Source organism: Mycobacterium sp. NGS69, assembly GCF_059812165.1.
The window spans coordinates 66,409-91,657 of the sequence record NZ_JCALCD010000003.1 but is presented as its reverse complement, the minus strand read 5'-3'; the positions used below and the strand labels follow the sequence as shown (position 1 = coordinate 91,657).

Sequence of the window (25,249 nt, the reverse complement as noted above, 5' to 3'; positions counted from 1 at the left end):
AAGCGGGTCCGGTGTCCGCGCGAGCCGATAGGATGGGCTTCATCACTCCGCGCGCGCATGGAGGGCCCCACCGATGTCCCGTGGCACGTCCCACTTGGAAGACAGCTCCGACCTGGTTGCCAGCCCGTACCTGCGCGACCCCCACCTCACCGGGCTGGCCGACGAGCCGGTGCCGACCGGGGGCGACAACCCGTACAAAATCGCGATGCTCGGGTTGACCTTCGACGACGTGTTGCTGCTGCCCGCCGCCTCCGATGTGGTCCCGGCCACCGCGGACACCTCGAGCCAGCTCACCAAGAAGATCAGGCTCAAGGTGCCGCTGGTCAGCTCGGCGATGGACACCGTCACCGAGTCGCGGATGGCGATCGCGATGGCCCGGGCCGGCGGCATGGGCGTGCTGCACCGCAACCTGCCGGTCGCCGAGCAGGCCGGCCAGGTCGAGATGGTCAAGCGCTCCGAGGCCGGCATGGTCACCGATCCGGTCACCTGCCGCCCAGACAACACGCTGGCGCAGGTCGACGCGCTGTGCGCCCGGTTCCGGATCTCGGGGCTGCCCGTCGTCGACGACGACGGCGCGCTGGTCGGCATCATCACCAACCGCGACATGCGCTTCGAGGTGGACCAGACCAAAAAGGTCGCCGAGGTGATGACCAAGTCGCCGCTGATCACCGCGCAGGAGGGCGTCAGCGCCGACGCGGCGCTGGGGTTGTTGCGCCGCAACAAGATCGAGAAGCTGCCCGTCGTCGACGGGCACGGCCGGCTGACCGGGCTGATCACCGTCAAGGACTTCGTCAAGACCGAACAGCACCCGCTGGCCACCAAGGACAGCGACGGGCGGCTGCTGGTGGGCGCCGCCGTCGGCGTCGGCGGCGACGCCTGGGTCCGCGCCATGATGCTGGTCGACGCCGGCGTCGACGTGCTGGTCGTGGACACCGCGCACGCGCACAACCGGCTGGTGCTCGACATGGTCGGCAAACTCAAGGCCGAGATCGGCGACCGCGTCGAGGTGATCGGCGGCAACGTGGCCACCCGGGCAGCGGCCACCGCGCTCGTCGACGCCGGGGCCGACGCGGTCAAGGTCGGCGTGGGCCCGGGATCGATCTGCACGACGCGGGTGGTGGCCGGCGTCGGCGCGCCGCAGATCACCGCGATCCTGGAGGCCGTCGCGGTCTGCCGCCCGGCCGGCGTGCCGGTCATCGCCGACGGGGGGCTGCAGTACTCCGGCGACATCGCCAAGGCGCTGGCCGCCGGCGCGTCGACGGCCATGCTCGGCTCGCTGCTGGCCGGCACCGCTGAGGCGCCCGGCGAGCTGATCTTCGTCAACGGCAAGCAGTTCAAGAGCTACCGCGGCATGGGGTCGCTGGGAGCCATGGCTGGCAGGGGCTCTGGCGGTTCCGGCGGGGGCAAGTCCTATTCCAAGGACCGCTACTTCGCCGACGACGCCCTCTCCGAGGACAAGCTGGTGCCCGAGGGCATCGAGGGCCGGGTGCCGTTCCGCGGCCCGCTGGGTTCGGTGATCCACCAGCTGACCGGGGGCCTGCGCGCGGCGATGGGCTACACCGGCTCGCCCACGATCGAGGTGCTGCAGCAGGCGCAGTTCGTCCGGATCACGGCGGCCGGGCTGCGCGAGAGCCATCCACACGATGTCGCCATGACGGTCGAAGCGCCGAACTATTTCGCGCGGTGAACAGCGAACTGGCAATGGTCGAGATCGGCATGGGCCGCGTCGCCCGCCGCACGTATGAACTGAGCGAGATCGGCATCGTGCCCTCCCGGCGCACCCGCTCGTCCAAGGACGTATCGACGGCGTGGCAGCTGGACGCCTACCGGTTCGAGATCCCGGTGATCGCCCATCCCACCGACGCTTTGGTGTCGCCGGAGTTCGCGATCGAGCTGGGCCGGCTGGGCGGGCTGGGCGTGCTCAACGGCGAGGGCCTGATCGGCCGGCACGCCGACGTCGAGGCCAAGATCGCCCAGCTCCTGGAGGCCGCCGAAAAGGAGCCCGAACCGTCGGCGGCGATCCGGTTGCTGCAGGAACTGCACGCGGCGCCGCTCGACCCGGAACTGCTGGGGTCGGCGGTGGCGCGCATCCGCGAGGCGGGGGTGATCACCGCGGTGCGGGTCAGCCCGCAAAACGCGCAGGCGCTGACGCCGGTGCTGCTGCAGGCCGGGATCGACCTGCTGGTCATCCAGGGCACGATCGTGTCCGCCGAACGGGTGGCCAGCGACGGTGAGCCGCTGAACTTGAAGACCTTCATCTCCGAGCTCGACGTGCCCGTGGTCGCCGGCGGGGTGCTCGACCACCGCACCGCGCTGCACCTGATGCGCACCGGCGCCGCCGGGGTCATCGTCGGCTACGGCTCCACCCGCGGCGTGACGACCAGCGACGAGGTGCTGGGCATCAGCGTGCCGATGGCCACCGCGATCGCCGACGCCGCCGCCGCGCGCCGCGAATACCTCGACGAGACCGGCGGCCGGTACGTGCACGTGCTGGCCGACGGCGACATCCACACCTCGGGCGAGCTGGCCAAGGCCATCGCCTGCGGCGCCGACGCGGTGATGCTGGGCACGCCGCTTTCCGAGGCCGCCGAGGCGCTCGGGGGCGGGTGGTTCTGGCCGGCCGCCGCGGCGCACCCGTCGCTGCCGCGCGGGGCCCTGCTGCAGATCGCCGTCGGCGAGCGCCCGCCGCTGGAGCGGGTGCTGGGCGGGCCGTCCGACGACCCGTTCGGCAGCCTGAACCTGGTCGGCGGCCTGCGCCGGTCGATGGCCAAGGCCGGTTACTGCGACCTCAAGGAGTTCCAGAAGGTCGGCCTTACCGTCGGGGGCTGATCTCTCACCACTGGCCCGGTCACAGGGCGGTCAGCAGTTCGACGTCCTGACCGTTCGCGAGAGTGACGATGGCCGCGTCGAACGTGACGAGGCGGACGCCCCTGCGGCGGGCAAGCGTCAGCAGGTGCGCGTCCGTCACCTGGCGATAACCGGCAATCGGCGGGATGTCCTCGTCGGCAAGCGACACATCGTCGACCAGAAAGCGATGACCATCGGTGGCCCTCAGTGCCGATAGGACACGTCGCGCATCGGCGATCCCGATCGGACTGGCAAGCACCTTCGGGTTCGTCGACACGCGCACGAAACCGCTTTCGGTGACGGGGCAGGTTGCCCAGCCGCCCGACGCGTTGGCGACGAACCACTCACGCATCGGAACGTGGTGGATGTGTGAATCCCATGCCAGCGCGACGAGAGCATTGATATCTAGCAAACCCACTGCGGGTCAGTCTTCGTCGAGCGCGCGCCGCACCATCTCAGGCGTGATCGCCGGCGTGCCGGGTGGGACGCGGATGATCGGCAATCCATCCTGCGCCTCGACTCGCGCCGGGGTGAGGCCGCGGCGCGCCAGCTCGGAGATGACGGCGCCTAGCGACCGCCGCTCGCTTGCCGCGAGTTCGCGGGCCGCGGCCATCACGTCGTCGTCGAGGTCGAGGGTCGTTCGCATCTTTTGATGCTATCGCATCAGAACATCAACGCGGATTACACTACTGGTTTGTTACCGGCCGGTAAGGCCATACTGGTGCAATGAAGCCTGATTACGACGTCCTGATCATCGGGTCGGGGTTTGGGGGCAGCGTCAGCGCGCTGCGGCTGACGGAAAAGGGTTACCGGGTTGGGGTGCTGGAGGCCGGCCGCCGCTTCTCGGACCAGGAATTCGCCGAGACCTCCTGGGACCTGCGCAAGTTCCTCTGGGCGCCCAAGCTCGGCTGCTACGGCATCCAGCGGATCCACCCGCTGCGCAACGTGATGATCCTGGCCGGAGCCGGGGTGGGCGGCGGTTCGCTCAACTACGCCAACACCCTGTACGTGCCGCCGGAGCCGTTCTTCAAAGACCGGCAGTGGTCGCACATCACCGACTGGCGCGACGAGCTGATGCCGCACTACGAGCAGGCGCAACGGATGCTCGGCGTGGTGGAGAACCCGACGTTCACCGACTCCGACCGCCTCATGAAGGAAGTCGCCGACGAGATGGGCTGCGGTGACACCTTCGTGCCGACCCCGGTGGGCGTGTTCTTCGGCCCCGACGGCACCAAGGCGCCCGGCAAGACGGTGCCGGACCCGTTCTTCGGCGGCGCGGGCCCGGACCGGACCGGCTGCCTGGAATGCGGCTGCTGCATGACCGGCTGCCGCTACGGCGCCAAGAACACACTGGTGAAGAACTACCTCGGCCTCGCGGAAGCCAATGGCGCACAAGTCATTCCGATGACGACGGTGAAGGGTTTCGAGCAGCGCCCCGACGGGCTGTGGGAGGTCCGGACGGTTCGCACCGGAAGTTGGCTGCGCCGCGACCGGCGCACCTACACCGCCTCGCACCTGATCCTGGCCGCGGGCACCTGGGGAACGCAGCACCTGCTGTTCAAGATGCGCGACAGTGGCAAGCTGCCGCGCCTTTCCCGGCGCCTTGGCGTGCTGACCCGCACCAACTCCGAGTCGATCGTCGGGGCCGCCACGCTGGAGGTGAAGCCCGAGCTGGACCTGACGCACGGGGTGGCGATCACGTCGTCGATTCACCCGACGTCGGACACCCACGTTGAGCCCGTCCGCTACGGCAAGGGTTCCAACGCGATGGGGCTGCTGCAGACGCTGATGACGGACGGGCACGGCCCCGGCGGCACGGACGTGCCGCGCTGGAAGCAACTGCTGGACCAGGGCCGCGAGGACCCGCGCGGCATGCTGCGGATGATCAACGTCCGGCAGTGGAGCGAGCGCACGGTGATCGCACTGGTGATGCAGCACCTGGACAACTCGATCACCACCTTCACCAAGCGCGGGAAGCTCGGAATCCGTTGGTATTCAAGCAAACAGGGGCACGGCGAGCCGAACCCGTCGTGGATCCCGGTCGGCAACGAGGTCACTCGCCGCATCGCCGCCAAGATCGACGGCGTGGCCGGCGGCACCTGGGGCGAGCTGTTCAACATCCCGCTGACGGCGCACTTCCTCGGCGGCGCGGTGATCGGCGACAGCCCCGACAATGGCGTCATCGACCCGTATCACCGGGTCTACGGCTACCCGACCCTGTTCGTGGTGGACGGCGCGGCGATCTCGGCGAACCTGGGCGTCAACCCGTCACTGTCCATCACCGCGCAGGCCGAGCGGGCCGCGTCGCTGTGGCCGAACAAGGGCGAGAACGACTTGCGCCCTCTGCAGGGCGACACCTACCGCAGGCTGTCCCCGATTCCGCCCGAGCACCCGGTGGTGCCAGCGCATGCGCCGGGCGCGTTGCGCTGGCTACCTAGCGACCCCGTGAGCACCGCAGGCTGACCCCTCAAATCAGCTTGCGATCGTCTCGGGGGTCGTGGCATCGAGCGGGGCGCCGCTGACGACCCGGCTGCGCTGCCCGTGCACGTTGACGGGCACATCGCCCATCAACGTGACCCGGTGCATGAGCCGATGCTGGCCGTCGTAGTCATCGATGGCACGGTGCTGCGTGGCCCGGTTGTCCCAGATGGCAACGTCGCCGTATCCCCAACTCCAGCGAATGGTGTTCTCGGGCATGGTGATTCGTCGTTGCAGCAGCTCGAGCAGCACCGTCGATTCGTAGCTGTCCAACCCGACGAACCCGCGCACGAAATTGCCGAGCACCAGCGTCCGCTCACCGGTCTCCGGGTGCACCCGCACCACCGGGTGCTCGGTCCGGAACTCCCTTTTCTCGAACGCCTGGCGGAAGGCCTTCTGGGTGTCGGTCATCGCCTCGATCGATTCGGGGGTGATGTAGTCGTATCGGTTGGTGTGCAGCGCCCACATGTTGTCGACCAGCCATTTGAGTGGCTCGGGCAGGTTGTCATAGGCCGCGGCGGTGGAGGCCCACAGCGTCGAGCCGCCATAGCTGGGCAGCGTGACCGCGCGCAGGATCGAGGCCGCGGGGTAGTTCGCGGCGAAGGTGACATCCGTGTGCCACTGCGTCGCCTTGCCGTACTCGGAGTTGATGGGCGTGATGATCGGCGCGTCCTTGGCGGCCAGGAAGGCGGCCGCGGGGTGGCCGATCGGGGTGCCGAGCAGCCGCGCGAACTCGAGCTGCCCCTCGTCGTCGAGGTGGTCCTGCCCGCGGAAGAAGATCACCTTGTGGGCCAGCAGGGCTGCGCGGATCTCCCTGACGGTGGCCTGGTCGAGGTCGCCGCCCAGTTTCACTCCGTCGATACGGGCGCCGATCCGGCTGCCCAGCTTGGTGACGGTCACCGGATGTGTCATTTCAGTGGTCCTTTTGCCGTAACTCGGGTTGTAGTCACTTGACTAAGTGAGTTAGTGTAGTCACATGACTAAGGGTTCCGCAAGTGTCGCGCGCACGGATGTTCCCACCGGCCGGGAAGAGGTGGTCGCGGCGATTCTGGAGGCCGCCACCGACCTGTTCGCCGAGCGCGGTCCGGCGGCCACGTCGATCCGCGACATCGCCGCACGATCAAAGGTCAACCACGGCTTGGTGTTTCGTTACTTCGGCACGAAGGATCAACTGGTCGGCTCCGTGCTCGATCACCTGGGTACGACGACGACCGAGCTGATACAGGCCGACGCCGCGGCCCCGGAGGCGGAGCGGGCGCTCGACCGGCACATCCGGGTGATGGCCCGCACGTTGCTCGACGGCTACCCGGCGGGGAAGTTGCAGACGCGGTTTCCGGGCGCCTCGGCGCTGTTCGACAGCGTCCGCGCGACCCGCGACCCGGGCCGCGAGGGGGACCGCAGCGCCCGCCTGGCCGTGGCCAATGCCTTTGCCCTGCAATTCGGTTGGCGGCTGTTCGCGCCCTTCCTGCGATCCGCCGCCGGCCTCGACGAGCTGACCGACACCGAACTACGGCAGGCGGTGGGCTCCGAGGTTGCCCGGATCGTCGAGCCTCACTGACTCCGGGCCAGGGCGCGCCGGTGCAGCGGCTCGCGGCCCGGCGGCTGCTGCGGCGCCGGCAGCAGCGGCTTTCGGATGTGCACCGCGACGGTCGTCGGCGCGTCGGTGCTCAGGGTGAGTTGCTCGCCGGCGTGCCGGATGTTCAGCTCGTGGTCGGGCCCGTCGTGCACCGTGTAGGTGACCTCGGTGTGGTTGACGTCGACGGTCAGCCGGAAGTCCCGCCAGCGCAGCCGAAACCGTAGGCGCGAAATGCCATCAGGCAGTAAGGGATCCAGCGACAGGACGCCCTCGTCGTCGCGCAGGCCGCCGAACCCGACGACCAGGGTCATCCACGCCCCGGCCAACGAGGCCATGTGCAACCCGTCGCGGGTGTTGTGGTGCAGATCGCGCAGGTCGATCAGCGCGGCCTCGTAGGCGTAGTCGTGGGCCAGCTCCAGATGGCCGACCTCGGCGCACATCACCGCCTGCGTGCAGGCCGACAGCGACGAGTCGCGCACCATCCGCCGCTCGTAGTAGTCGACGTTGCGCGCCTTCTGTTCGGGCGTGAACGCATGGCTCTGCCACTGCATCGCCAGCACCAGGTCGGCCTGCTTGATCACCTGCGCGGGGTAGAGCCGCACGTAGGCCTCGTGCAACAGCAGGGGATAGGTCGTGTTTTTTTCGAAGTCCCATTCGGCGAAGGTGGTGAAGCCCTCGCACTGCTGATGCACGCCGAGTTCCGCGTCGTAGGGAATGTTGACCGCGCCGGCGGCGTCGCGCCAGGCCGCCGTCTCCTCGTTGGTCACCTCCAGCGCCTCCGCCTCCTCGGGGTGACGGTTGCAGGCGTCGGCGGCCGTGACGAGGTTGTGCGCCGCCATCAGGTTGGTGAAGACGTTGTCGCGGACCACCGCCGTGTACTCGTCGGGGCCGGTGACGCCGTCGAGGTGCCAGACGCCGTGCCGGTCGTGGTGCCCGAGCGACATCCACAGCCGGGCGGTCTCGACCAGCACCCGCAGCCCGCAGTCCCGCTCCAGGTCGTGGTCGCCGGTGACGGTGCGGTAGCGCTCGAAGGCCATCGCGATGTCGGCGTTGATGTGCCAGGCCGCCGTGCCGGCCGGCCAGTAGGCCGAGCACTCCTGCCCGCGGATGGTTCGCCAGGGGAAGCTGGCCCCCTCGAGGCCGAGCTCGGCGGCGCGTTCCTTGGCGAGGTCCAGCGTCGACGCCCGCCACCGCAGCGCGTCGGCGACGGTGTGCGGCGCGGTGTAGGTCAGCACGGGCAGCACGTAACCCTCTGTGTCCCAGAAGGCGTGGCCGTCGTAGCCGGTTCCGGTGAGACCCTTGGCGGCGATGGCGCGGCGCTCGGCGCGCGCGCTGGCTTGCAGCAGGTGGAACATCCCGAACCGGACGGCTTGCTGGGATTCGGGGTCGCCCTCCACCTCGACGTCCGCGTTCTGCCAGAAGTCGTCGAGGTAGGACCGTTGCGCGTCCAGCAGCCCCTGCCAGCCGCTGTAGCGGGCGCTGTGGATCGCGGCCGCGGCCTGGTCGCGCAGCGCCGGGCGGGAGCGCATGCTCGACCAGCCGTACGCCAAATACTTGACGATGCGCAGCTTCTGGCCCGGGCGCAGCCCGCAGATCACCGTGGTGCGCGCCAGGTCGGGACGGGCGTCGGTGCTGAACTCGACGCGGCCGGGAACGTCGATCTCGTGGTCCATCGCGGCGGCCATCATCAGCGCGCTGGCCCGGGTCCGGTGCATGAGAAGCGCTCCGGTTTCGGTGTTTTCGTGGTCGACGGCCTCGAGCGGGTTCTCCAGGATTGCCGACACCCGCGGGTCGTCGGACGTCTCGGGCTGGTCCTCGTTGGTGACCAGCTCGGACTGCACGGTGACGCGGACGAATTCCTCGACCGCTTCGACGACGTACTCGATGGCGGCGACCCCGCGCTGGGCCAGCGAGACCAGGCGGGTGGACACGACCCGGATCTGCTTGCCGTTGGGCGAGCGCCAGTGCGCGCGGCGGGTCAGCGTCCCGGCGCGCAGGTCGAGCACCCGCTCGTGGGACAGTAGCTCGCCGTAGCGGACGTCGAACGGCTCGTCCTCGACCAATAGCCGGATGATCTTGCCGTTGGTGACGTCGACGAGCGTCTGGCCGGCCTCCGGGTAGCCGAAACCGGCCTCGGCGTACGGCAGCGGCCGGATCTCGTAGAAGGAGTTCAGGTAGGTACCCGGCAGACCGTGCGGCTCGCCCTCGTCGAGGTTGCCGCGCAACCCGATGTGGCCGTTGGACAGAGCGAACAGCGATTCGGACTGGGCCAGCAGGTTCAAGTCGAGCCGGGTCTCGCGGATCTGCCAGGGTTCGACGGGGTAAAACTCCTCGGTGATCATGACTGCAGCAGGTCGGCGAGGTCGGTGACCACCACGTCGGCGCCGTTGCGGCGCAGGTCCTCGGCCTGGCCCACCCGGTCGACGCCCACCACGTAGCCGAAGTTACCGGCCCGGCCGGCCTGCACGCCCGACAGCGCGTCCTCGAAGACGGCCGCGGCGTCGGCGGGGACATCGAGGAGCTCGGCCCCGCGCAGGTAGGAGTCGGGGGCCGGCTTGCCGGCGATGTGCTCGTCGCGCAGCGTGACGCCGTCCACCCGCTGCTGCACGAACCGGTCCAGGCCGGTGATCTCGAGGACGTCGCGGGTGTTGGCGCTCGAGGACACCACGGCGATGCCGAGGCCCGCGGCCGAGACCGCCTCCAGGTAGCGGCGCGATCCGTCGAACACCTCCACGCCGTCGTCGCGCAGCACCTTTTGGAACATGTCGTTCTTGCGGTTGCCCAGGCCGTAGATCGTCTCGGCGTCGCCGGGGTCGTCCGGATTGCCGTCGGGCAGCTCGATTCCGCGGCTGTCCAGGAACGACCGGACCCCGTCCTCGCGCTTCTTGCCGTCCACGTATTTGCGGTAGTCGGTGGCCGCGTCGAACGGGACGAATTCGTTCCCGGTTCGTTTCGCCCGGTCGGACAGGTAGGCGTCGAACATCGCCTTCCAGGCCTTGGTGTGCACGCTCGCGGTGTCGGTGAGCACACCGTCGAGGTCGAACAGGCAGGCGCGCACCTTCTCCGGCAGACCCAGCACGGGTGGACCTCACTCTCGGGAATCGGGTCGGGCGACGCTATCCACTCCACCATGCCTGCCCGTGGGCCGCCAGCATCACTCGTCCAACAGGCCGCGCTCGATGAGGTCGAAGACCTGGGCCCGCGCGAACCGGACGGCCGCGGGGCTTTTGGGTAGCGGTCCGTCGAGCAGCAGGCAGGCCAGCCCGTGCACCGCGGACCACGCGGCGATTTCGGCCCCCGGCCTGCGGCGAGCGTCCAGCATGCCGGCGGCCAGGGCCTCGTCGAGCACCCGGCCGAGGACCCCGAACGGGTCGGCGGTGGATGTCTCGTAGGTGGCGCAGCGTCCGCTGGCACGGCTCATCGGCGGGCGCTGCGGCGCCGGGCCGGGAGCCAGCATGCGGCCAACGGGACGGTAGTGAGCAATCCGAGCGCGATCACTCCGGCCAGGTGCCGGTGCTCCTCGCGCATGGTGGCGGCCATGACGAGCATGACGCCGAAGTGTGCGGCGTTCGCGGTGAGATTGAAATCGAGGAAGAGCCGGTTCGCCAGCGGGTCGCGCGCCGATGCGAACAAGAACAGCGCCCAGACGATGTAGACGGTGGCGAACATGACGGCGATCGCGTCGCCTCCGGAGCCCCAGTCGAAGAGCGCCTTGGTTCGATGGGTCATCGCGAACACCAGGTCGGGAACGAAGAAGAGCAGGTACCCGACCGCGGTCAGCCGGATGACCACCCGAAGCGCGGTTTGCCTCATGAACCGGATCGGCCGTGCCGGATGATGCGGACTATCTCCTCGGGCCGCTCGAGGGCCGAGAAGTGACCCGCGCCGCTCACCGTGACGGCCCGGACGCCGAGGAGACGCGCGACCTGCTCCCGGTCCGCCGGGCGCGACCAGTCGTGCTCGCTGTAGACCAGCGTGACGGGCGTATTCACCTGCGCGTAGCGGCCTTTCGCATCGATGAGCCCGGTGAGGGCGCGCATGATGGCCCGGTTCACCCGGGGGTAGCCGCGCCGGCGGCCGCTGCGCCGGAGCTCGGTGAGGAAGTCCTTGGGCAGGGCGCGGCGGTCGGCGAAGCCGCCGGCCAGCACGCCTTCGAGGATGAGCCGGTTTTCCAGCCGGGCGAAGACCGGTCCCGATCCGGGCAGGCGCACGCCCGTGCCGATCACGTGGGCGAACCAGTTGCCGCGCTCGAGGCCGCCGGGGTAGTCGTAGGGGTTGAAGGCGATCACGTTGGTCACCCGGTCCGTCAGCTCGATCGAGGACAGCAGCGCGAGCGCGCCGCCCATCGATTCGCCCGCCAGCGTGACGTCACGCAGTCCCAGGTCCCGGACGAATTCGACGACGGCGCCGCGCAATTCGGGCTCCCCGTATCGGGCGCCGGGCACAACGTCGGACCATCCCATGCCGGGCAGGTCCAGGGCGTAGACGGTGAAGTCGTCCCAGAGCGCGGGCACCACCCGCTGGAAGTAGTCCAGCTGCGTGCGGACGGTGTGCAGCAGGACGAGCGGTGGGCCGGTTCCCGCGGTGAAGTAGCGCAACCGGGAGCCGTCGGACCGGCGGAGGAACCTGACCTCGCCGCGGCCGCCGCTCCACGCCAGTGTGTAGCGTTGATCCGGTATCTCGTTGGGCGCCATGGCGTTCACCGTTCGCAAATTGCCTGGATGGCGCGCAGGCGCCGGTCGGCCAGGGCCTGGGTCAGGTTTTCGGCTTTTCGGTGGAAGTCGGTGACGAAGGCGTGCAGGCCGAGCGGGCCGTCGGGCTGGGCCAGGATGGCCGTCATGAGCGCGGCCGCCTGGTCGGTGAGGTCGTTCCACGCCTTGACGGTGAAGCCCGCGGACTCGACCGCGGCGCGCAGCTCGCCGGGGGTGGCCAGGTGGCTACGCGCGGGGTGGTCGGCCCAGGGCAGGGGATAGTCGAGTTGGCCGGCGTCGCCAATCGTGATGTCCCACAGGGCAAGGCGCCCGCCGTCCTTGAGCACCCGGTGCGCCTCGGAGTACAGGCGCGCCTTGTCCGCCACGTTCATCTGGACGTGCTGGCTGATGACGACGTCGAAAGTGCCGTCGGCGTAGGGGAGTTCGGTGACGTCGGCCTGACGAACCGATATGAGGCCGTCGAGGCCGACCAGCCCGTTGAGCCAGCGGTTGGTTTCGCAGTATTCGTCGGTGAGATCCACCGCGGCGACTCGGCAGCCGTAGCGGTCGGCGACGTAGCGCGCGGTGCCGCCGACGCCGCTGCCGGCGTCGAGGACGTCGCCGTCATTGGTGATCCCAGCCAGCTCTACCAGTTGGGCGGTGGCGATACGGCCCATGGTGTGGAAGTCCTCCAGCATCGCCAGGTCGGCTGGGGCCAGGTGGTCCAGGTCCAATCCGGCGGTGCGCAGCGCGCGCTCGATGTTGTTGCGCGACAGGCCTGTCGAGTACTGGGCCTGGATCGTCTCGTTCATTTCCGCACCTCGGCCCATGCGGTGATGATGGAGGGCATCGTGATGAGGGCGTTTTCCGCCAGCGCCTCCTCGCGGAAACGTGGCACGAACTCGCCGATGTCGGTGAGATCGTCGAGGCCATAGCCCCCTTGTTCGGCGATCGGCGAGACGAGCCGCCAGACTTCCGCGCCGTAGGCGAGGATGTCGCCGTCGGCGGCGGTGCCGATCGGGGCGCCGATGGTCAACCGCGGCGCCCCCAGGCCAGCGTCGGCGAAGACCGTGTGCAGCGTGGTGCCGAACCGCGCGGACAGGCCCATGGCCTCGAAGGCGCGGACGATGCCCGCGATCACGTCGCTGAACAGCGGCAGGTCCGGGACGCTGTGCGCCCGGGTGATGTCGATCTCGGCGAACGCGATCACGCCGCCGGGGCGCACCAGGGAGCTGAGGTGGCGCAGCGTGGCGGCCGGGTCGGGCAGGTGCATCAGGATCAGCCGGCCGACCACCGCGTCGACGGGCTCGTCCAGGGCGATCGCGTCGATCGCGGCCTGTGTGAAACTTACGGTGGACAAGCCTTTTTCGGCGGCGCGGGCGCGGGCCAGCTCGACCATCTCGGGCGCGGCGTCGACGCCGAGGACGCTCCCGGTCGGGCCGACCAGCCGGGCGGCGACGAACGACACGTCGCCGGGGCCGCTGCCGATGTCGAGCACCCGCATGCCCGGCCGCAGGCCGGCGAGCCGCAGCGCGTGCTCGGTGTAGCCGTCATAGAGTCGCCCCTGCAGGAGGAGCCGCTGCACCTCGGCGTCGGCGTGCCCGAGGACGTAGCTGCTTTCGGTTGTACTCATTGTTTTCGTGCCTTTCTGTGCGGGAGAGGTTTCAGGCGTTGGCCAGTTCGGGGGACGGCGTCGCCTGCCGCGCGCGGGCCGGCAGGAGCCAGGCCACGACGATCGCGGCGCCCAGCGCGATGCCCGCGCACACCAGCGAGCTCACCCGCAGGCCGTCCAGGAAGGCGCGATCGACGACGGCGCGGACGTGGCCGGCCTGCTCGGCGGGCAGGCGTCCGATCACGGTGTGCGCGAAGGCCATCGAGTGCCGCATCGCCTCGGCGGGCAGTCCCGTCAGCGCGTTTGCCCCAAGATGTCCCGAGTACACCGACGCGAAGATGCTGCCCGCGATGGCCACTCCGAGGGTGCCGCCGAGTTCACGCGTCGTGTCGTTGACGGCCGAGCCGACGCCGGCCTTGTCGACCGACAGCGATCCCATGATGGCCTCGGTGGCCGGCGAAACGGTCAGCCCGAGTCCGCCGCCGAGCAGCAGCATCTGCAGGGCGATCTGGATATAGGGCGTGGCGGCGTCCGCCGTGGACGCCCAGGCCAGGCCGGCGGCGAACACGGTCAGGCCGCCTGCGACGACGGCGGTACTGCCGACGAGTTCCACCAGCCGGGGCCCCAGGATGCTGGCCAGCGCGATGGAGACGGCGACCGGAAGCAGGCGCACGCCGGCCTGAAACGCCGTGTAGTCCTTGATGAATTGGAAGTACTGGGTGATCACGAAGATGAACCCGAAAAGCGTCAGGAACCCGGCGGTCACGGCCAGGCTGCCGCCGGAGAACCGCCGGTTGAGGAACACCGACACGTCCAGCATCGGGTGGGTGCTGCGCCGTTCCCATGCCGCGAACCCGGCGAGAACGACTGCGGCGGTTGCGAATCCGGCCGCGGTCCGGCCGTTGGTCCATCCCCAGGTGGGCGCCTCGATCACGGTGTAGACCAGCGTTGTGATTCCTACCGCGGACAGGATCAGGCCCGGTAGGTCGACGCGCGGCGCTGCGGGGTCGCGCGAGGTCGGGACGAACAGGATGCCACCGATGATGGCCAGCGCCGCGATCGGGATGTTGACCATGAAGATCGAGCCCCACCAGAAGTGCTCGAGCAGCCAGCCGCCGCTGATCGGCCCGACGGCCACCCCGACGCCGACCATGGCCGCCCACAGCCCGATCGCCTTGGCGCGCGGCACCGGGTCGGTGAAGATGTTGGTGATCAGGCCCAGTGTGGTCGGGAAGATCACCGCGGCGCCGACGCCCATAGCGGCGCGGGCGGCGATCAGCGCGTCGGCCGAATTCACCTGCGCGGCAACGGCGGAGGTGAGCGCGAACAGGGCGAGTCCGGAGTTGAGCCAGCCCCGCCTGCCGTAGCGGTCGGACAGGCTGCCGGCCGACAGCAGCAGCCCTGCCATGACCAGGGTGTAGGCGTCGACGATCCATTGCAGCTGGGCGGTGTCGGCGCCCAGTTCGCGCGACAGGGTGGGTAGCGCGACGTTGACGATGGTGGCGTCGACGCTGATGACGAAGACGCCGAGGCAGATGACGGCAAGCGCGGCGATGGGGCGGTTTCGGAAGATCGGTTCGGTGCTCATGGACAAGACGCTAAAGCTAATAGACAAATAAATCAAGTAGTAAGTTGAAAAAGATGTCTGGCGGAGGTAGAGTGGCCTGGTGGCGTACCGCAGGATCTACAACCAGAACTGTCCGATCGCCCGCGGGCTCGACGTCGTGGGCGAGCGCTGGACGTTGCTGATCCTGCGTGAGCTGGTCGGCGGGGCGCGCCGCTACGGCGACCTGCGCGACGCGCTCCCCGGCATTGCGACCAATCTCCTGGCCGAGCGGCTCAAGGAGCTACAAGATGCGGGGCTCGTCGACCGCACCGACCTGCCGGCCCCGATCGGGCGCACCGTGTACACGCTGAGCGACCTGGGTTGGCAGCGGGTGCTGCCGATCCTGCAGAGCATCGCGTGGTTCGGGCTGGACCGGCTGGACCCGATCGGCGACGGCCCGACGACACCCTTGAACGGCTTTTTGGCCGGGTTCCTGCTGGGCTTCAACTCCGGTGCCGCGGCCGGTTTGGAGGCGACGTGCCGCGCCGAGATCGACGGCCGCCGTTTCGAGTTCGCGATAACGCAGGGGCGCCTGGCGGGCGCTCATGGCCAACCCTCGGTGACCCTCACCGCAAGCGCGGCGGACCTGGTCAACGCCCGTCTGGGGTCAACCGAGGCCAAGCGCAAGGCGGCGCTGCGGCGGATCGAATTCACGGGCGACCCGGAGGCGGTCGAGGCCGTGCGCAGGGCGTTCGCGCTCTAGGGCCTCACCAGGACACCGGAAGTTCGGCGAGCCCACCGGCCAGCACGTCGGGGCGCGTCGGCAGGGTCGCGGGATCGACGCTCAGGCGCATCGACGGGAACCGCGGAATCAATTGCGCAAAAACCGTTTTCAGCTCGATGCGGGCTAGTGGGGCCCCGATGCAGTAGCGCGCGCCGTGCCCGAAGGTCAGGTGGGCGGTTTCCTTGCGGGCGACGTCGACGCGCTGCGGGTCGGCGAAGGCCGCGGGGTCGTTGTTGGCGGCGTTGATGTCCAGCAGCACCAGGTCCCCGGCGTGGATGGCCACGCCGTCGATGTCGAAGTCCGTGCGCGCGTAGCGGGGGATGCCGCCCACCGGGCCGGTGCCCGCAGTCGCCCGCAGCAGCTCCTCGACGGCGTGGGGGATCAGCGCGGGATCGTCGACGAGCGCCCGCCACTGGTCGCGATTCGTCAGCAACAGCATTGCTCCGAGCCCGATTTGGACCACCGTGGTCTCGTGCCCGGCGAACAGCAAGAACATCGACATCGTGGCGGCCTCCTCGTCGGAGACGCCGTCGGTGGCGCACAGCCGCGACATCACGTCGTCGCCGGGATGGGCGCGCTTGCTCTCGACCAGCCCGCGGCCGTAATCGAACAGCTCGGCCAGCCCGCGCTCGGAGCGGGCGTGGTCGCGCACGTTGCCGGCGTCCTCCGCCCAGGCGCGGAACTGGTCACGGTCGGAATACGGCACCCCGATCAGCTCGCAGATCACCAGGATGGGCAGCGGCAGCGCCAGCCGTGCGTGCAGGTCGGCCGGGGGGCCCTGCGCCGCAAGGTCGTCCAGGAGGCCGGCGGTGAGCGCCGCGACCCTGGGTTCCAGCGACCGCAGGTGCCGGGGTGAGAAGTGCGGCTGCAGCAGTGCGCGCAGCCGCGCGTGGTCGGCCTCCTCGGTGTCGAACTCGCCCAACGGGCCACCGAACAGCGCGGAGTCCCCGGTGCGCGAAGCCGTTTCGGGTTTCCGATGGGAGCGGCCGAGGCGATCGTCGTCGAGCAGCCGTCGCACCTGGGCGTATTCGGTGACCAGCCAGGCCCGGTCGCCGACCGGCGTGCGCACCGCATGAATCGATGTCATGGCGCCACCTTGTATAGAGCGAGTTATACAAGATTACTTGTACACTATTCTCTAGACAAGAGGAGTGTTGAGATGACGGTGGTCCGGTCCGAGTCGACCCGGCGGATGCCTCGCGCCGAGCGGCGGGAACAGATCCTCCAGGCCGCCACGCGCGCCTTCGCCCGCGGCGGCTTCGCGAACACGGGGCTCGATGCCATCGCCGCGGAGGCCGGTGTCACCCCGGTGATCCTGTACCGGCACTTCGCCTCGAAGGCCGAGCTGTATCGGGAGGTCATCGAAAGCGGTCACGCGCGCCTTCGCGAAGCCACCGGCCCCGACGACTTCGACGACGCCAGCATCCCCGCGCTGATCCGCGCCGCCGCAGCGGATCCCGACACCTTCCGGCTGCTCTACCGCCATGCCGCACGCGAAGCGGAGTTCCGCGACGTCATCGACACCCTCGTCGAGCGTTCGGCCGACATCACCCGCCGCCACCTCGAGGGCATCGCCGACGACGGTTGGCGCAACTGGGCGGCGCGGCTGCTGCCCGCCATGACGATCGACGCCGTCATCGCCTGGCTGGACGCCGGTCAGCCCGACCCCGATCAAGCCGCCGCCCGAATCCGCAGCGTTGTCGACGCCGTGATCCAGGCCGCATCGGGCCCTAGCCGAGCAGGGCGTCGATCCAGGCCTGGGCGATGAACTTGCCGTAGCGGGTGGCCGACCAGCCGCGTTCGAGGACGAGAAGCTCGTAAAGCTCCGGCGCGTGGTACGTCCACAGGATGTCGCGAGCCTGGGTGACGCTGACCCGAAGCTGTCCGGTGCCGGCGAGGCCGGCGGCGAACATCGTCATGGCCGTGAGGGTTTCGTGCCGGATCTGCTTCCAGACTTCCGCGGCGTCGGGCGACGACGCGGCGCCATCGCGGGCCAGCAGCTGGACCGGGGCGCTGCGCGGCATGGTGGCGGCCAGGTGCTTGGCGTAGAGCTCGAGCTTGCGGGCGGCCTCGGGGGCGTCGCGCACCTTCTGGATGACGTCGCGCTCGGCCATCGGGATCGGTTCGTCGTCGCCGGCGACGGACACGTCGAAGAGCGCCTTGAGCACCCCCGCCTTGGTCGCGAAGGCCTTATACACCGTCTCGACCGACACGCCGGCGTCGCGCGCGATCTCCGCGATGGTCGTCGCGGCGTAACCCTGCGCCAGGAAGCGCTGGCGGGCGGACGTGAGCACCGCGTGCCGATTCTCTTGGGCCTGTTGGCGCCGACGGGACGAATCGTAGCGGCGCGGCGGCTTGCCCTTGACAGATCCCATAATTCAGTACATGCTCCTGTATCGATTACTGTGTACTGTATTAAAGAATAGAGAACCGACATGACAACCGCGACCCGCCCCGCCGCCAGCTTGGCGGACGGCGACGATCCCACGGCGGTAGCGCGCGCCCTGGCACCCGAAATCACGCGGCGCGCCGACGAGGCTGAGGCACTCGGGACGCTGCCGCTCGATCTCGTCGGGCGGCTGCGCGCGGCCGGTGTCTTCCGGGCCGTGCAGCCGCGCGCGCTCGGCGGATTCGAGCTGGCCCCCGCCGAGTTCATCGGGATGATCGAGGAATTGGCGCGCGCCGACGGGTCGACGGGCTGGATCGCGACCATCGGCGCCGGCGCGCCGGCGTTCGCCGCCTGGCTCGAGCCGGCCGTCGCCGTGGACGTCCTCGGCCCGAACGCGGATTTCTTGGCGGCGACCGTCTTCGCCCCGACCGGGCGGGCCGTCCCCGACGGCGGGGGCCGGTTCACCGTCGACGGCCGATGGCCGTTCGCCAGCGGTTGCCGGCACGCCGAATGGTTACTGATGGGGATGTTCGTGTTCGACGGTGACGCGCCGCGGATGATCGCCGGGCAGGGCCCGGATTGGCGCCTCGGGTTCTTCCCCCGCGCCGACGCCGAAATCGTGGACAACTGGGACGTTTTGGGGTTGCGGGCCACCGGCAGCAACGACGTGGTGGCCCGGGGTCTGAGCGTCGCCGAGGAACACACCATCACCCCGTTCTTCCGGCCGGCCCGGCACGACGGTCCGCTGTGGAGGCTGCCGTTCTTCACGATGGTGGGGGTGGCCCTTGTCGGCGTCCCGCTCGGGATCGCGCGGCGCGCGCTCGACGAATTCGCCGACCTCGCTACGACGAAGGCGCGAGCCGGCACATTCGAACCGCTCGCCGAGGACCCCGTCGCGCAGGTCGAGTTCGCCGGTGCGGAGGCGGGTTTGCGGTCGGCGCGGGCGTTCGTTCTCGACGAGGCCGCCGCCCTGTGGGACACCGCCCTCGCCGGCGACGCGCCGTCGCTTCAGCAGCGCGCTCGTTTCCAGCTCGCCGCCCAGCAGGCGATGCGTGCGGCGCGCCGGGCGGTCGACACGACTTTCGGTCTGACGGGTGCGGGCGCGGTGCACGCGACCCATCCGCTGCAACGATGCTTCCGGGATCTGCACACCGTCGGCCAGCACGTCTACTTCAGCCCGTCCGCGCTGAAGCGCTACGCCAACACCCAATTCGGCATCACCCAACCGACGCACCTGCTGTGACGCCGACCTATAAGGCGTTGATCCACTTTTCGATGCGCCGGGCCTGGTGCGCCATCACCTCGGGTTGCGCCAGCGCGTTGGTCAGCACCGCGCTGCCCTCGTAGGCGATGACGAGCTCGCGCGCCAGGTCGCGCGCGTCGCGGCGGCCCATGGCGTGGAATTGCTGCTCGGCCCAGTCCAGCAGGGTCTGCATCAGGGGGGCGGTCAGGGCAGGTGATCGGCCCGACTGGTTCGCCAGCTCGGTGCACAGGGTTCCCAAGGGGCAGCCGTGGTCGGCGATGGTGTCGCCCGATTCGGCCAGCATCCCGACGAGCGCCTTGAGCCGGGCCTTGGGGTTCCCGTACTTGCGCTGCAGCGCCGCGGTCGCGGCCCGGATTTCCTCGGTGCGCGCCTCGACGACGGCGGCCACGATGTCGTCTTTGGTCTTGAAGTAGTAGTACATGTTGCCCAACGGCACGTCGGCGGCCTCGGCGATGTGCGCGAGCGTGGTGCCCGCGATGCCCTGCCGGTAGAACAGGTCGCAGGCGGCGGCGATCAGTCGCTCGCGCTTGCCGGGCGGTGGCGCCGAGGGGGCCTCGCCGGCGTCGGTTAAGTCAGCCATATCACTCACGGACTATAGACGGCACGCGCCCATGCTCAGGTTCCACAGCAAGTCCCTGTTATGCGGCGTGTTGTAGGCGCTCTTTACGGTCCTCGGCACGGCGTTGACGAAGTACTGTCCGGAGGCCCGCGCCGCATCCGGTGAGCGGGCGAGGAACAGCGACGTGGCCGCGCCCTTCTCCGGGGAGCGGGAAAACGGCAGCGCCGCAAAGGAGATCGCGCGAAAGACCCCTTCCGCCCCCCGCATCATCGGTGTTCGGACGATTCCGGGGTGCGCGGCGTTAGCGGTGACACGCGTCGGACGTAGGCGCTGCGCCAGTCCGATGGTGAACAGCAGCACGCACAGCTTGGACGAGGCGTACGTGCGGATCGTCGAGAAACTGCGTTCGCTTTGCAGGTTGTCCGGTTCGAATTTGCCGGCGCGGTAGACGCTCGAGCTCAGGTTGACGATCCTGCCCTGCGGGCTTTTCTCCAATGCGGGGAGCAGCAATTGGGTGAGATAGAACTGCGCCAGGTAGTTGACCTGAAACGTCGTCTCGTATCCGTCGGCGGTCAGCACGCGTTGCGGCATGACGACACCGGCGTTGTTGATCAGCACGTCCAGTCGCGGGTAGCGGACCTTAAACGTCTCGGCCAGCCGGTGCAGCTGCGCAAGCGACCTGAGGTCGGCGGTGAGGTAAGCGACGTCGCGGTTGCCGGTCGACGCGACGATTTCGCTTGCGACGCTTGCGGCCTTCGCCTCGTTGCGCGCGGCCAGCACGACGGAGTAGCCGGCGCGGGCGAGCTCGGTCGCGGTGACCTTACCGATGCCGTCGGTCGCTCCCGTGATGAGGCAGATTGGCCTGTCCATATGTTTCAAGCGCCTATTTGGACTCGGCCAGGGTGGGCCGCAACAACATCCGCGACATCACCGAGCGGGTGATGGCCGCCGGCACCAGCGCGGCGGTCACCCGGTCGATTCGTCCGGGAATGCAGTTGGCGCGATTGCGCTCGAGGGCGCGCAGCGCCTCGCGGGCGCAAACGTCCGGCGCCATGGGCGGTATCGGCATCTTGTCGGGGTCGAGGCCGAGCTCGGCCAGCACCGGGGTGCGGGTGGGCCCCGGGTGGAGCACCGTCACGTGCACCCCCTGCTTGGCCAGCTCGCCGTGCAGGCCCGCGCCGAGGCTGGTGATGTAGGCCTTGGTCGCCGCGGTGTGCGCCATGTAGGGCACGCCGTGCACCGCCCCAAGCGCGGAGACCAGCAGGATGCCGCCGCGGCCGCGCCGCGCCAGCCGTTCACCGAAGTGATGCGTCAAGCCCAGGTGTGCTGCGGTGTTCAGCCGCAGGATGGCCCGCTGTGCCTGCAGGTCGGAGCCCACGAGGGCGCCGGGCAGGGCCGCGCCGGCGTTGGAGACCAGCAGTCCGACGTCGATGTCATTGGTGGCCTCGGCGATTGGGGTCAGCGAGCCCGGGTCGGACAGGTCGACGCCGACGGCGCGGAAGTCGATGCCGTAGCCCCGGCTCAGCGCCGCCCCCAGGTCCCGCAGCGCGGCCTGGCGCCGCGCCACCAGGACCACGTTGATGCCCGAATCGGCGATCTGATGGGCGAGTTCGCGCCCGATCCCCGACGACGCACCCGTCACGACCGCCCACGGGCCGAACCGATCTGCACTGATGCTCATGGCGTTCGCACCTCCGAATCGAGTTAGTTGGATAACTTAGCACGGGGCCAGATGCGGCGGCAAGAGGAGGGGCTAAGTGCTGGGGATCCTGAAAGCAAAATGCCAACTGACAGCGGCTTACTGTTGCGTCATTCGAGGGAGAGCCGCTAGCGTGCTGGTTAGTTAACCAACTAACTCCTGCGACGGGAGCGAGGATGAGTGTCGTCAAACGCGCGTGGATTCCGTTGGTCGTCGTGGTCCTGGTCGGCGTCGCGGGTTTCGCCGTCTACCGATTGCATGGCGTGTTCGGTGCGCGCGGCGGCACCTCGGCCGTGGGCGGCCGCTCGGATGACATCAAGCCCTTCAACCCCAAACACGTGACCCTGCAGGTCTTCGGCCCGGAGGGGACCGTGGCGGACATCAACTATCTCGACGTCGACGCCGCACCGCAGCGGGTTGACGGCATGCGGCTCCCGTGGACTTACAGCGTGGCCACGATGGCACCGGCGGTGAGCGTGAATGTCGTGGCGCAGGGGGACGGTGACGTCATCGGTTGCCGGATCACGGTGAACGGTGACGTCAAGGCGCAACGAACGGTGGCGGGGATCCACCCTCAAACCTTCTGCCTGGTGAAGTCCGCGTGATCGCGCGAACGGTTCGCCGGCTTTCGTTGCCCATCCTGCTGTTCTGGATCGGGCTGGCCGCGGTCACCAACATCGTCGTACCCCAACTGGAAGCGGTCGGCGAGGCGCACGCCGTGTCGATGAGCCCCGACGACGCCCCGGCGATACGGGCGATGAAGCGCGTCGGCCAGGTGTTCGGCGAATCCGACTCGGACAGCGCGGTCATGGTCGTGCTGGAAGGACAGGCGCCGCTGGACGACGCGGCGCACAGGTTTTACGACGACCTGATGCGCAGGCTCGCGCGCGACCGCAAGCACGTCGAGCACATTCAGGATTTCTGGGGCGATCCGCTCACCGCGGCCGGTTCGCAGAGCGCCGACGGCAAGGCCGCCTACGTCCAGGTTTTTCTCGCCGGTCACCAAGGCGAGACGCTGGCCAACGAGTCCGTCGACACCGTCCGGGGAATCGTGTCAGGCGCGGTGCCGCCCAACGGGGTTCGGGCGTACGTGGCCGGCCCGGCGGCCGTGACCACCGATCAGCTCGAGTTCGGTAACAAGAGCGCCCGCAAGGTGATGGGCGTGACGGTCGGGGTCATCGTGCTGATGCTGCTGATCGTGTACCGCTCCGTGGTCACCGTCCTGCTGACCCTGCTGATGGTCTTCATCGAACTGCCCGCCGTACAAGGGGTGATCGCGTTCCTCGGAAGCCACGGAATCATCGGGCTTTCCACTTTCGCGGTCCAGATCCTCCCGATACTCGCCATCGCCGCGGGCACCGATTACGCGATATTTATCGTGGGCCGATATCAGGAGGCCCGGCAGGCCGGCCAGGACTCAGAAGCCGCCTACTACACCATGTTTGGCGGCAGCGCCCACGTGGTGCTCGGCTCGGGCCTGACCATCGCCGGCGCGATGTTCTGCCTCAGCTTCACCAGGCTGCCCTATTTCCAAACGCTGGGCGCGCCGTGCGCGATCGGGATGTTCACGATGGTGGCCGGCGCGCTCACGCTCGGTCCCGCCATCGTCACGTTGGGCAGTCGATTCGGCCTGTTCGATCCCAAGCGGGAGATCAAGACAAGGGGATGGCGGCGGGTGGGGACCGCCGTCGTCCGGTGGCCCGCGCCGATACTCGCGGCGACTTCGGCGACCGCGCTCGTCGGGCTGCTGGCCCTGCCGTCGTTCACGACGAGTTACAACGACCGCAACTACCTACCCCGGACCACGCCGTCCAACATCGGATACGCCGCGGCCGACCGGCACTTTTCGCCCGCCCGCTTGAACCCCGACCTGCTGCTGGTGGAGGCCGACCACGACATGCGCAATCCCGCCGACATGCTGGTGCTGGACCGGTTGGCCAAGGGTGTGTTCGGGGCCGACGGTGTGGCGCGGGTGCAGTCCATCACCCGGCCGTTGGGCGGGCCAATCACGCACAGCTCCATTCCCTTTCAGATCAGCATGCAGGGCACCACGCTGACCGAGAACATGAAGTACATGCACGACCGGATGGCCGACATGCGGGCCATCGCCGACCAAATGACGGGCGTCATCGACACCATGCAACACATGCTCGCCCTGCTGCGTCAGCTCGCCGCCACCACCCACGACGTCGCCGGCCAGACGAAACGGATCGTCGACGACACCACCGAGGTGCGCGACCGCATCGCCGATTTCGACGACTTCTTCCGCCCACTGCGCGGCTACTTCCACTGGGAGCCGCACTGCTTCGACATCCCCGTCTGCTGGGCGCTGCGATCGGTATTCGATGCGCTGGACGGCGTCGACACGCTCACCGACGACCTGGGCGGTCTGGTCAAGGACACCGACCGGCTGGATGACCTAATGCCCCAGCTGATCTCGCTGCTGCCGCCGATCATCGACGCGACGACGGCCATGCGCACCATGACCATGACGATGTACAGCACGTTCGCCGGCCTGCTGGACCAGATGGACGCCGCGCAGCAGAACGCCTCCGCGATGGGGCAGGCCTTCGACGCGGCCAAGAACGACGACTCCTTCTACCTGCCGCCGGAGGTCTTCGACAACCCCGACTTCAAACGCGGCCTGGCGATGTTCCTGTCGCCCGACGGCAGGGCCGCGCGCCTGATCATCACCCACGACGGGGATCCCGCGACGCCCGAAGGCGTCTCGCGCGTCGACGCGATCAAAAAGGCCGCGCGCCACGCCCTCAAGGGAACGCCCTTGGAAGAGGCCAAGATCTCCCTGGGCGGCACCGCCGCGACGTACAAGGACATGAGTGACGCGGCCAAGTACGATCTGCTGATCGCGGGAATCGCCGCGGCGAGCCTGATCTTCATCATCATGCTGGTCATCACCGGCAGCGTCGTCGCCGCCTTGGTCATCATCGGCACCGTGGTGCTGTCGCTGGGATCCTCGTTCGGACTGTCGGTGCTGGTGTGGCAGGACATCCTCGGTATTCCGTTGCACTGGTTGGTGATAGCGATGGCGCTGATCGTCCTGCTGGCCGTGGGATCGGATTACAACCTGTTGCTCGTCTCGCGGTTCAAAGAGGAAATCGGCGCCGGCATGAAGACCGGAATCATCCGCGCGATGGGCGGAACCGGCGCCGTGGTGACCTCCGCGGGCCTGGTGTTCGCGTTCACCATGTCTTCCTTCGTGTTCAGCGACCTGCAGATGATCGGTCAGTTCGGGACCACCGTCGGCATCGGGCTGCTGTTCGACACGCTGATCGTGCGCTCACTGATGACGCCCTCGATCGCCGCCCTGCTCGGGCGTTGGTTCTGGTGGCCCCGGCGGGTGGGCCCTCGCCCTCGCGCGCGGCGCCCCGACATCCTTTCCACCCCGACCGCCATCGAAAGCGTGCACACATGACCCGCCGCCGCGCCGGAAGCCAGACGTTGTCCGAGTCGATACGCATCGCCGCGCCGCCCGATGAGGTGTGGGAACTGATCACCACCGTCGCCGGCATCACACAGTGGTATGACACCTGGGACGCGGTAGAGCACGCCGCCGGCGATGAACGGCTCCAGGTCGGCACGTCGTTTCGGCTGATCCGTCGCCGGCACGGCCGCGACGACACCGCGCTGTGCCGCGTGACCTCGGTGCAACCGCGCCGGCGATTGTGCTGGGTGCAATACGCCCACCAGCTGCCCGCGATGTCGGTCGAGTTCCGGTTGGCTGCCGAATCCGACGGCACCCTGCTCAGCCACACCAGGAGCTGGCTCGAGCCGGGCGACCACTGA

General features: G+C 69.0%; 26 protein-coding genes. 10 read left to right on the top strand and 16 right to left on the bottom strand.

Features of this window, described 5'->3' with window-relative positions; translation table 11 throughout:
* Positions 1-73 precede the first annotated feature (73 nt).
* On the top strand, positions 74-1,687 hold the full coding sequence (guaB, locus tag AC5Y2S_RS09635; protein ID WP_499955852.1) for an IMP dehydrogenase: 1,614 nt from the start codon (positions 74-76) through the stop codon (positions 1,685-1,687).
* A gap of 14 nt (positions 1,688-1,701) precedes the next feature.
* Positions 1,702-2,829, top strand: a complete 1,128-nt coding sequence (locus tag AC5Y2S_RS09630) for a GuaB3 family IMP dehydrogenase-related protein (protein ID WP_499956507.1) — start codon at positions 1,702-1,704, stop codon at positions 2,827-2,829.
* Positions 2,830-2,848: 19 nt separating this feature from the next.
* Here the strand turns inward: AC5Y2S_RS09630 and AC5Y2S_RS09625 are convergent, their stop codons facing one another.
* Positions 2,849-3,265 carry a TA system VapC family ribonuclease toxin gene (locus AC5Y2S_RS09625; protein ID WP_499955850.1) on the bottom strand — a complete coding sequence of 139 codons (417 nt, stop codon included), beginning with the start codon at positions 3,263-3,265 and terminating at the stop codon, positions 2,849-2,851.
* A gap of 6 nt (positions 3,266-3,271) precedes the next feature.
* Positions 3,272-3,493 carry an antitoxin gene (locus AC5Y2S_RS09620; RefSeq protein ID WP_499901595.1) on the bottom strand — a complete coding sequence of 74 codons (222 nt, stop codon included), beginning with the start codon at positions 3,491-3,493 and terminating at the stop codon, positions 3,272-3,274.
* 80 nt (positions 3,494-3,573) lie between these two features.
* On the opposite strand from AC5Y2S_RS09620, the gene AC5Y2S_RS09615 reads away from it, so the two are divergent.
* Complete coding sequence (locus AC5Y2S_RS09615) at positions 3,574-5,310, top strand: GMC oxidoreductase (protein ID WP_499955848.1); 1,737 nt, start codon at positions 3,574-3,576, stop codon at positions 5,308-5,310.
* A 9-nt stretch (positions 5,311-5,319) separates the two neighbouring features.
* Here AC5Y2S_RS09615 and AC5Y2S_RS09610 read toward each other — a convergent pair whose 3' ends face one another.
* Positions 5,320-6,237: a TauD/TfdA dioxygenase family protein gene (locus tag AC5Y2S_RS09610; RefSeq protein WP_499955847.1), complete on the bottom strand. Its 918-nt coding sequence runs from the start codon at positions 6,235-6,237 to the stop codon at positions 5,320-5,322.
* A gap of 64 nt (positions 6,238-6,301) precedes the next feature.
* On the opposite strand from AC5Y2S_RS09610, the gene AC5Y2S_RS09605 reads away from it, so the two are divergent.
* Positions 6,302-6,883, top strand: a complete 582-nt coding sequence (locus AC5Y2S_RS09605) for a TetR/AcrR family transcriptional regulator (protein ID WP_499955845.1) — start codon at positions 6,302-6,304, stop codon at positions 6,881-6,883.
* On the opposite strand, the gene AC5Y2S_RS09600 is transcribed toward AC5Y2S_RS09605, so the two are convergent.
* From AC5Y2S_RS09600 to AC5Y2S_RS09565, 8 genes are all read right to left on the bottom strand, one after another.
* Positions 6,877-9,243: a glycoside hydrolase family 65 protein gene (locus AC5Y2S_RS09600; RefSeq protein WP_499955843.1), complete on the bottom strand. Its 2,367-nt coding sequence runs from the start codon at positions 9,241-9,243 to the stop codon at positions 6,877-6,879. The genes AC5Y2S_RS09605 and AC5Y2S_RS09600 overlap by 7 nt on opposite strands.
* Positions 9,240-9,980, bottom strand: coding sequence for a beta-phosphoglucomutase family hydrolase (locus tag AC5Y2S_RS09595; RefSeq protein ID WP_499955841.1), 741 nt, complete (start codon positions 9,978-9,980; stop codon positions 9,240-9,242). Before AC5Y2S_RS09595 ends, AC5Y2S_RS09600 begins: the two co-directional genes overlap by 4 nt.
* Before the next feature lie 75 nt (positions 9,981-10,055).
* Positions 10,056-10,322: a TetR-like C-terminal domain-containing protein gene (locus AC5Y2S_RS09590; RefSeq protein WP_499955839.1), complete on the bottom strand. Its 267-nt coding sequence runs from the start codon at positions 10,320-10,322 to the stop codon at positions 10,056-10,058.
* A complete protein-coding gene (locus tag AC5Y2S_RS09585; RefSeq protein ID WP_499955837.1) occupies positions 10,319-10,714 on the bottom strand; it encodes a hypothetical protein in 396 nt (131 codons plus the stop codon). Before AC5Y2S_RS09585 ends, AC5Y2S_RS09590 begins: the two co-directional genes overlap by 4 nt.
* A complete protein-coding gene (locus AC5Y2S_RS09580; RefSeq protein ID WP_499955835.1) occupies positions 10,711-11,595 on the bottom strand; it encodes an alpha/beta fold hydrolase in 885 nt (294 codons plus the stop codon). Before AC5Y2S_RS09580 ends, AC5Y2S_RS09585 begins: the two co-directional genes overlap by 4 nt.
* A gap of 5 nt (positions 11,596-11,600) precedes the next feature.
* Positions 11,601-12,404, bottom strand: coding sequence for a class I SAM-dependent methyltransferase (locus tag AC5Y2S_RS09575; RefSeq protein ID WP_499955833.1), 804 nt, complete (start codon positions 12,402-12,404; stop codon positions 11,601-11,603).
* Positions 12,401-13,225: a class I SAM-dependent methyltransferase gene (locus AC5Y2S_RS09570; RefSeq protein WP_499955831.1), complete on the bottom strand. Its 825-nt coding sequence runs from the start codon at positions 13,223-13,225 to the stop codon at positions 12,401-12,403. Before AC5Y2S_RS09570 ends, AC5Y2S_RS09575 begins: the two co-directional genes overlap by 4 nt.
* Positions 13,226-13,256: 31 nt before the next feature.
* Complete coding sequence (locus AC5Y2S_RS09565; RefSeq protein WP_499955829.1) at positions 13,257-14,792, bottom strand: MFS transporter; 1,536 nt, start codon at positions 14,790-14,792, stop codon at positions 13,257-13,259.
* A gap of 79 nt (positions 14,793-14,871) precedes the next feature.
* Between AC5Y2S_RS09565 and AC5Y2S_RS09560 the strand changes: the two genes are divergently transcribed.
* Positions 14,872-15,513: a winged helix-turn-helix transcriptional regulator gene (locus AC5Y2S_RS09560; RefSeq protein WP_499955827.1), complete on the top strand. Its 642-nt coding sequence runs from the start codon at positions 14,872-14,874 to the stop codon at positions 15,511-15,513.
* Positions 15,514-15,517: 4 nt separating this feature from the next.
* Here AC5Y2S_RS09560 and AC5Y2S_RS09555 read toward each other — a convergent pair whose 3' ends face one another.
* Complete coding sequence (locus tag AC5Y2S_RS09555; protein ID WP_499955825.1) at positions 15,518-16,621, bottom strand: cytochrome P450; 1,104 nt, start codon at positions 16,619-16,621, stop codon at positions 15,518-15,520.
* Positions 16,622-16,693: 72 nt separating this feature from the next.
* Between AC5Y2S_RS09555 and AC5Y2S_RS09550 the strand changes: the two genes are divergently transcribed.
* Positions 16,694-17,302: a TetR/AcrR family transcriptional regulator gene (locus AC5Y2S_RS09550; protein ID WP_499955823.1), complete on the top strand. Its 609-nt coding sequence runs from the start codon at positions 16,694-16,696 to the stop codon at positions 17,300-17,302.
* On the opposite strand, the gene AC5Y2S_RS09545 is transcribed toward AC5Y2S_RS09550, so the two are convergent.
* On the bottom strand, positions 17,265-17,909 hold the full coding sequence (locus AC5Y2S_RS09545; protein WP_499955820.1) for a TetR/AcrR family transcriptional regulator: 645 nt from the start codon (positions 17,907-17,909) through the stop codon (positions 17,265-17,267). The two genes, AC5Y2S_RS09550 and AC5Y2S_RS09545, sit on opposite strands and share 38 nt — an antisense overlap.
* 60 nt (positions 17,910-17,969) lie before the next feature.
* On the opposite strand from AC5Y2S_RS09545, the gene AC5Y2S_RS09540 reads away from it, so the two are divergent.
* A complete protein-coding gene (locus AC5Y2S_RS09540) occupies positions 17,970-19,166 on the top strand; it encodes an acyl-CoA dehydrogenase family protein (RefSeq protein ID WP_499955818.1) in 1,197 nt (398 codons plus the stop codon).
* 7 nt (positions 19,167-19,173) lie between these two features.
* On the opposite strand, the gene AC5Y2S_RS09535 is transcribed toward AC5Y2S_RS09540, so the two are convergent.
* From AC5Y2S_RS09535 to AC5Y2S_RS09525, 3 genes are read right to left on the bottom strand one after another with little or no spacing between them, the layout of a single operon-like run.
* Positions 19,174-19,767, bottom strand: coding sequence for a TetR/AcrR family transcriptional regulator (locus AC5Y2S_RS09535; protein WP_499955816.1), 594 nt, complete (start codon positions 19,765-19,767; stop codon positions 19,174-19,176).
* 12 nt (positions 19,768-19,779) lie between these two features.
* A complete protein-coding gene (locus tag AC5Y2S_RS09530; RefSeq protein ID WP_499955814.1) occupies positions 19,780-20,616 on the bottom strand; it encodes an SDR family oxidoreductase in 837 nt (278 codons plus the stop codon).
* Between the two features lie 13 nt (positions 20,617-20,629).
* A complete protein-coding gene (locus AC5Y2S_RS09525) occupies positions 20,630-21,427 on the bottom strand; it encodes an SDR family NAD(P)-dependent oxidoreductase (RefSeq protein WP_499955812.1) in 798 nt (265 codons plus the stop codon).
* A 194-nt stretch (positions 21,428-21,621) separates the two neighbouring features.
* Between AC5Y2S_RS09525 and AC5Y2S_RS09520 the strand changes: the two genes are divergently transcribed.
* Genes AC5Y2S_RS09520 through AC5Y2S_RS09510 form a run of 3 tightly spaced genes read left to right on the top strand, consistent with a single transcriptional unit; the run spans position 21,622 to position 25,249 of the window.
* Entirely contained in the window at positions 21,622-22,050 is a 429-nt protein-coding gene (locus AC5Y2S_RS09520; protein ID WP_499955810.1) for an MmpS family transport accessory protein, read from the top strand.
* Positions 22,047-24,878 carry an MMPL/RND family transporter gene (locus AC5Y2S_RS09515; RefSeq protein ID WP_499955808.1) on the top strand — a complete coding sequence of 944 codons (2,832 nt, stop codon included), beginning with the start codon at positions 22,047-22,049 and terminating at the stop codon, positions 24,876-24,878. Before AC5Y2S_RS09520 ends, AC5Y2S_RS09515 begins: the two co-directional genes overlap by 4 nt.
* Positions 24,875-25,249, top strand: a complete 375-nt coding sequence (locus tag AC5Y2S_RS09510) for an SRPBCC family protein (protein ID WP_499955807.1) — start codon at positions 24,875-24,877, stop codon at positions 25,247-25,249. Before AC5Y2S_RS09515 ends, AC5Y2S_RS09510 begins: the two co-directional genes overlap by 4 nt.

Excerpts from the sequence above, each read along its gene's own strand:
- guaB (WP_499955852.1), top strand. The coding sequence starts at position 74 with ATGTCCCGTGGCACGTCCCACTTGGAAGACAGCTCCGACCTGGTTGCC.
- AC5Y2S_RS09630 (WP_499956507.1), top strand. The coding sequence starts at position 1,702 with ATGGTCGAGATCGGCATGGGCCGCGTCGCCCGCCGCACGTATGAACTG.
- AC5Y2S_RS09620 (WP_499901595.1), bottom strand. The coding sequence starts at position 3,493 with ATGCGAACGACCCTCGACCTCGACGACGACGTGATGGCCGCGGCCCGC.
- AC5Y2S_RS09615 (WP_499955848.1), top strand. The coding sequence starts at position 3,574 with ATGAAGCCTGATTACGACGTCCTGATCATCGGGTCGGGGTTTGGGGGC.
- AC5Y2S_RS09610 (WP_499955847.1), bottom strand. The coding sequence starts at position 6,237 with ATGACACATCCGGTGACCGTCACCAAGCTGGGCAGCCGGATCGGCGCC.
- AC5Y2S_RS09605 (WP_499955845.1), top strand. The coding sequence starts at position 6,302 with ATGACTAAGGGTTCCGCAAGTGTCGCGCGCACGGATGTTCCCACCGGC.
- AC5Y2S_RS09600 (WP_499955843.1), bottom strand. The coding sequence starts at position 9,243 with ATGATCACCGAGGAGTTTTACCCCGTCGAACCCTGGCAGATCCGCGAG.
- AC5Y2S_RS09590 (WP_499955839.1), bottom strand. The coding sequence starts at position 10,322 with ATGAGCCGTGCCAGCGGACGCTGCGCCACCTACGAGACATCCACCGCC.
- AC5Y2S_RS09585 (WP_499955837.1), bottom strand. The coding sequence starts at position 10,714 with ATGAGGCAAACCGCGCTTCGGGTGGTCATCCGGCTGACCGCGGTCGGG.
- AC5Y2S_RS09580 (WP_499955835.1), bottom strand. The coding sequence starts at position 11,595 with ATGGCGCCCAACGAGATACCGGATCAACGCTACACACTGGCGTGGAGC.
- AC5Y2S_RS09575 (WP_499955833.1), bottom strand. The coding sequence starts at position 12,404 with ATGAACGAGACGATCCAGGCCCAGTACTCGACAGGCCTGTCGCGCAAC.
- AC5Y2S_RS09570 (WP_499955831.1), bottom strand. The coding sequence starts at position 13,225 with ATGAGTACAACCGAAAGCAGCTACGTCCTCGGGCACGCCGACGCCGAG.
- AC5Y2S_RS09565 (WP_499955829.1), bottom strand. The coding sequence starts at position 14,792 with ATGAGCACCGAACCGATCTTCCGAAACCGCCCCATCGCCGCGCTTGCC.
- AC5Y2S_RS09555 (WP_499955825.1), bottom strand. The coding sequence starts at position 16,621 with ATGACATCGATTCATGCGGTGCGCACGCCGGTCGGCGACCGGGCCTGG.
- AC5Y2S_RS09550 (WP_499955823.1), top strand. The coding sequence starts at position 16,694 with ATGACGGTGGTCCGGTCCGAGTCGACCCGGCGGATGCCTCGCGCCGAG.
- AC5Y2S_RS09545 (WP_499955820.1), bottom strand. The coding sequence starts at position 17,909 with ATGGGATCTGTCAAGGGCAAGCCGCCGCGCCGCTACGATTCGTCCCGT.
- AC5Y2S_RS09540 (WP_499955818.1), top strand. The coding sequence starts at position 17,970 with ATGACAACCGCGACCCGCCCCGCCGCCAGCTTGGCGGACGGCGACGAT.
- AC5Y2S_RS09535 (WP_499955816.1), bottom strand. The coding sequence starts at position 19,767 with ATGGCTGACTTAACCGACGCCGGCGAGGCCCCCTCGGCGCCACCGCCC.
- AC5Y2S_RS09530 (WP_499955814.1), bottom strand. The coding sequence starts at position 20,616 with ATGGACAGGCCAATCTGCCTCATCACGGGAGCGACCGACGGCATCGGT.
- AC5Y2S_RS09525 (WP_499955812.1), bottom strand. The coding sequence starts at position 21,427 with ATGAGCATCAGTGCAGATCGGTTCGGCCCGTGGGCGGTCGTGACGGGT.
- AC5Y2S_RS09520 (WP_499955810.1), top strand. The coding sequence starts at position 21,622 with ATGAGTGTCGTCAAACGCGCGTGGATTCCGTTGGTCGTCGTGGTCCTG.
- AC5Y2S_RS09510 (WP_499955807.1), top strand. The coding sequence starts at position 24,875 with ATGACCCGCCGCCGCGCCGGAAGCCAGACGTTGTCCGAGTCGATACGC.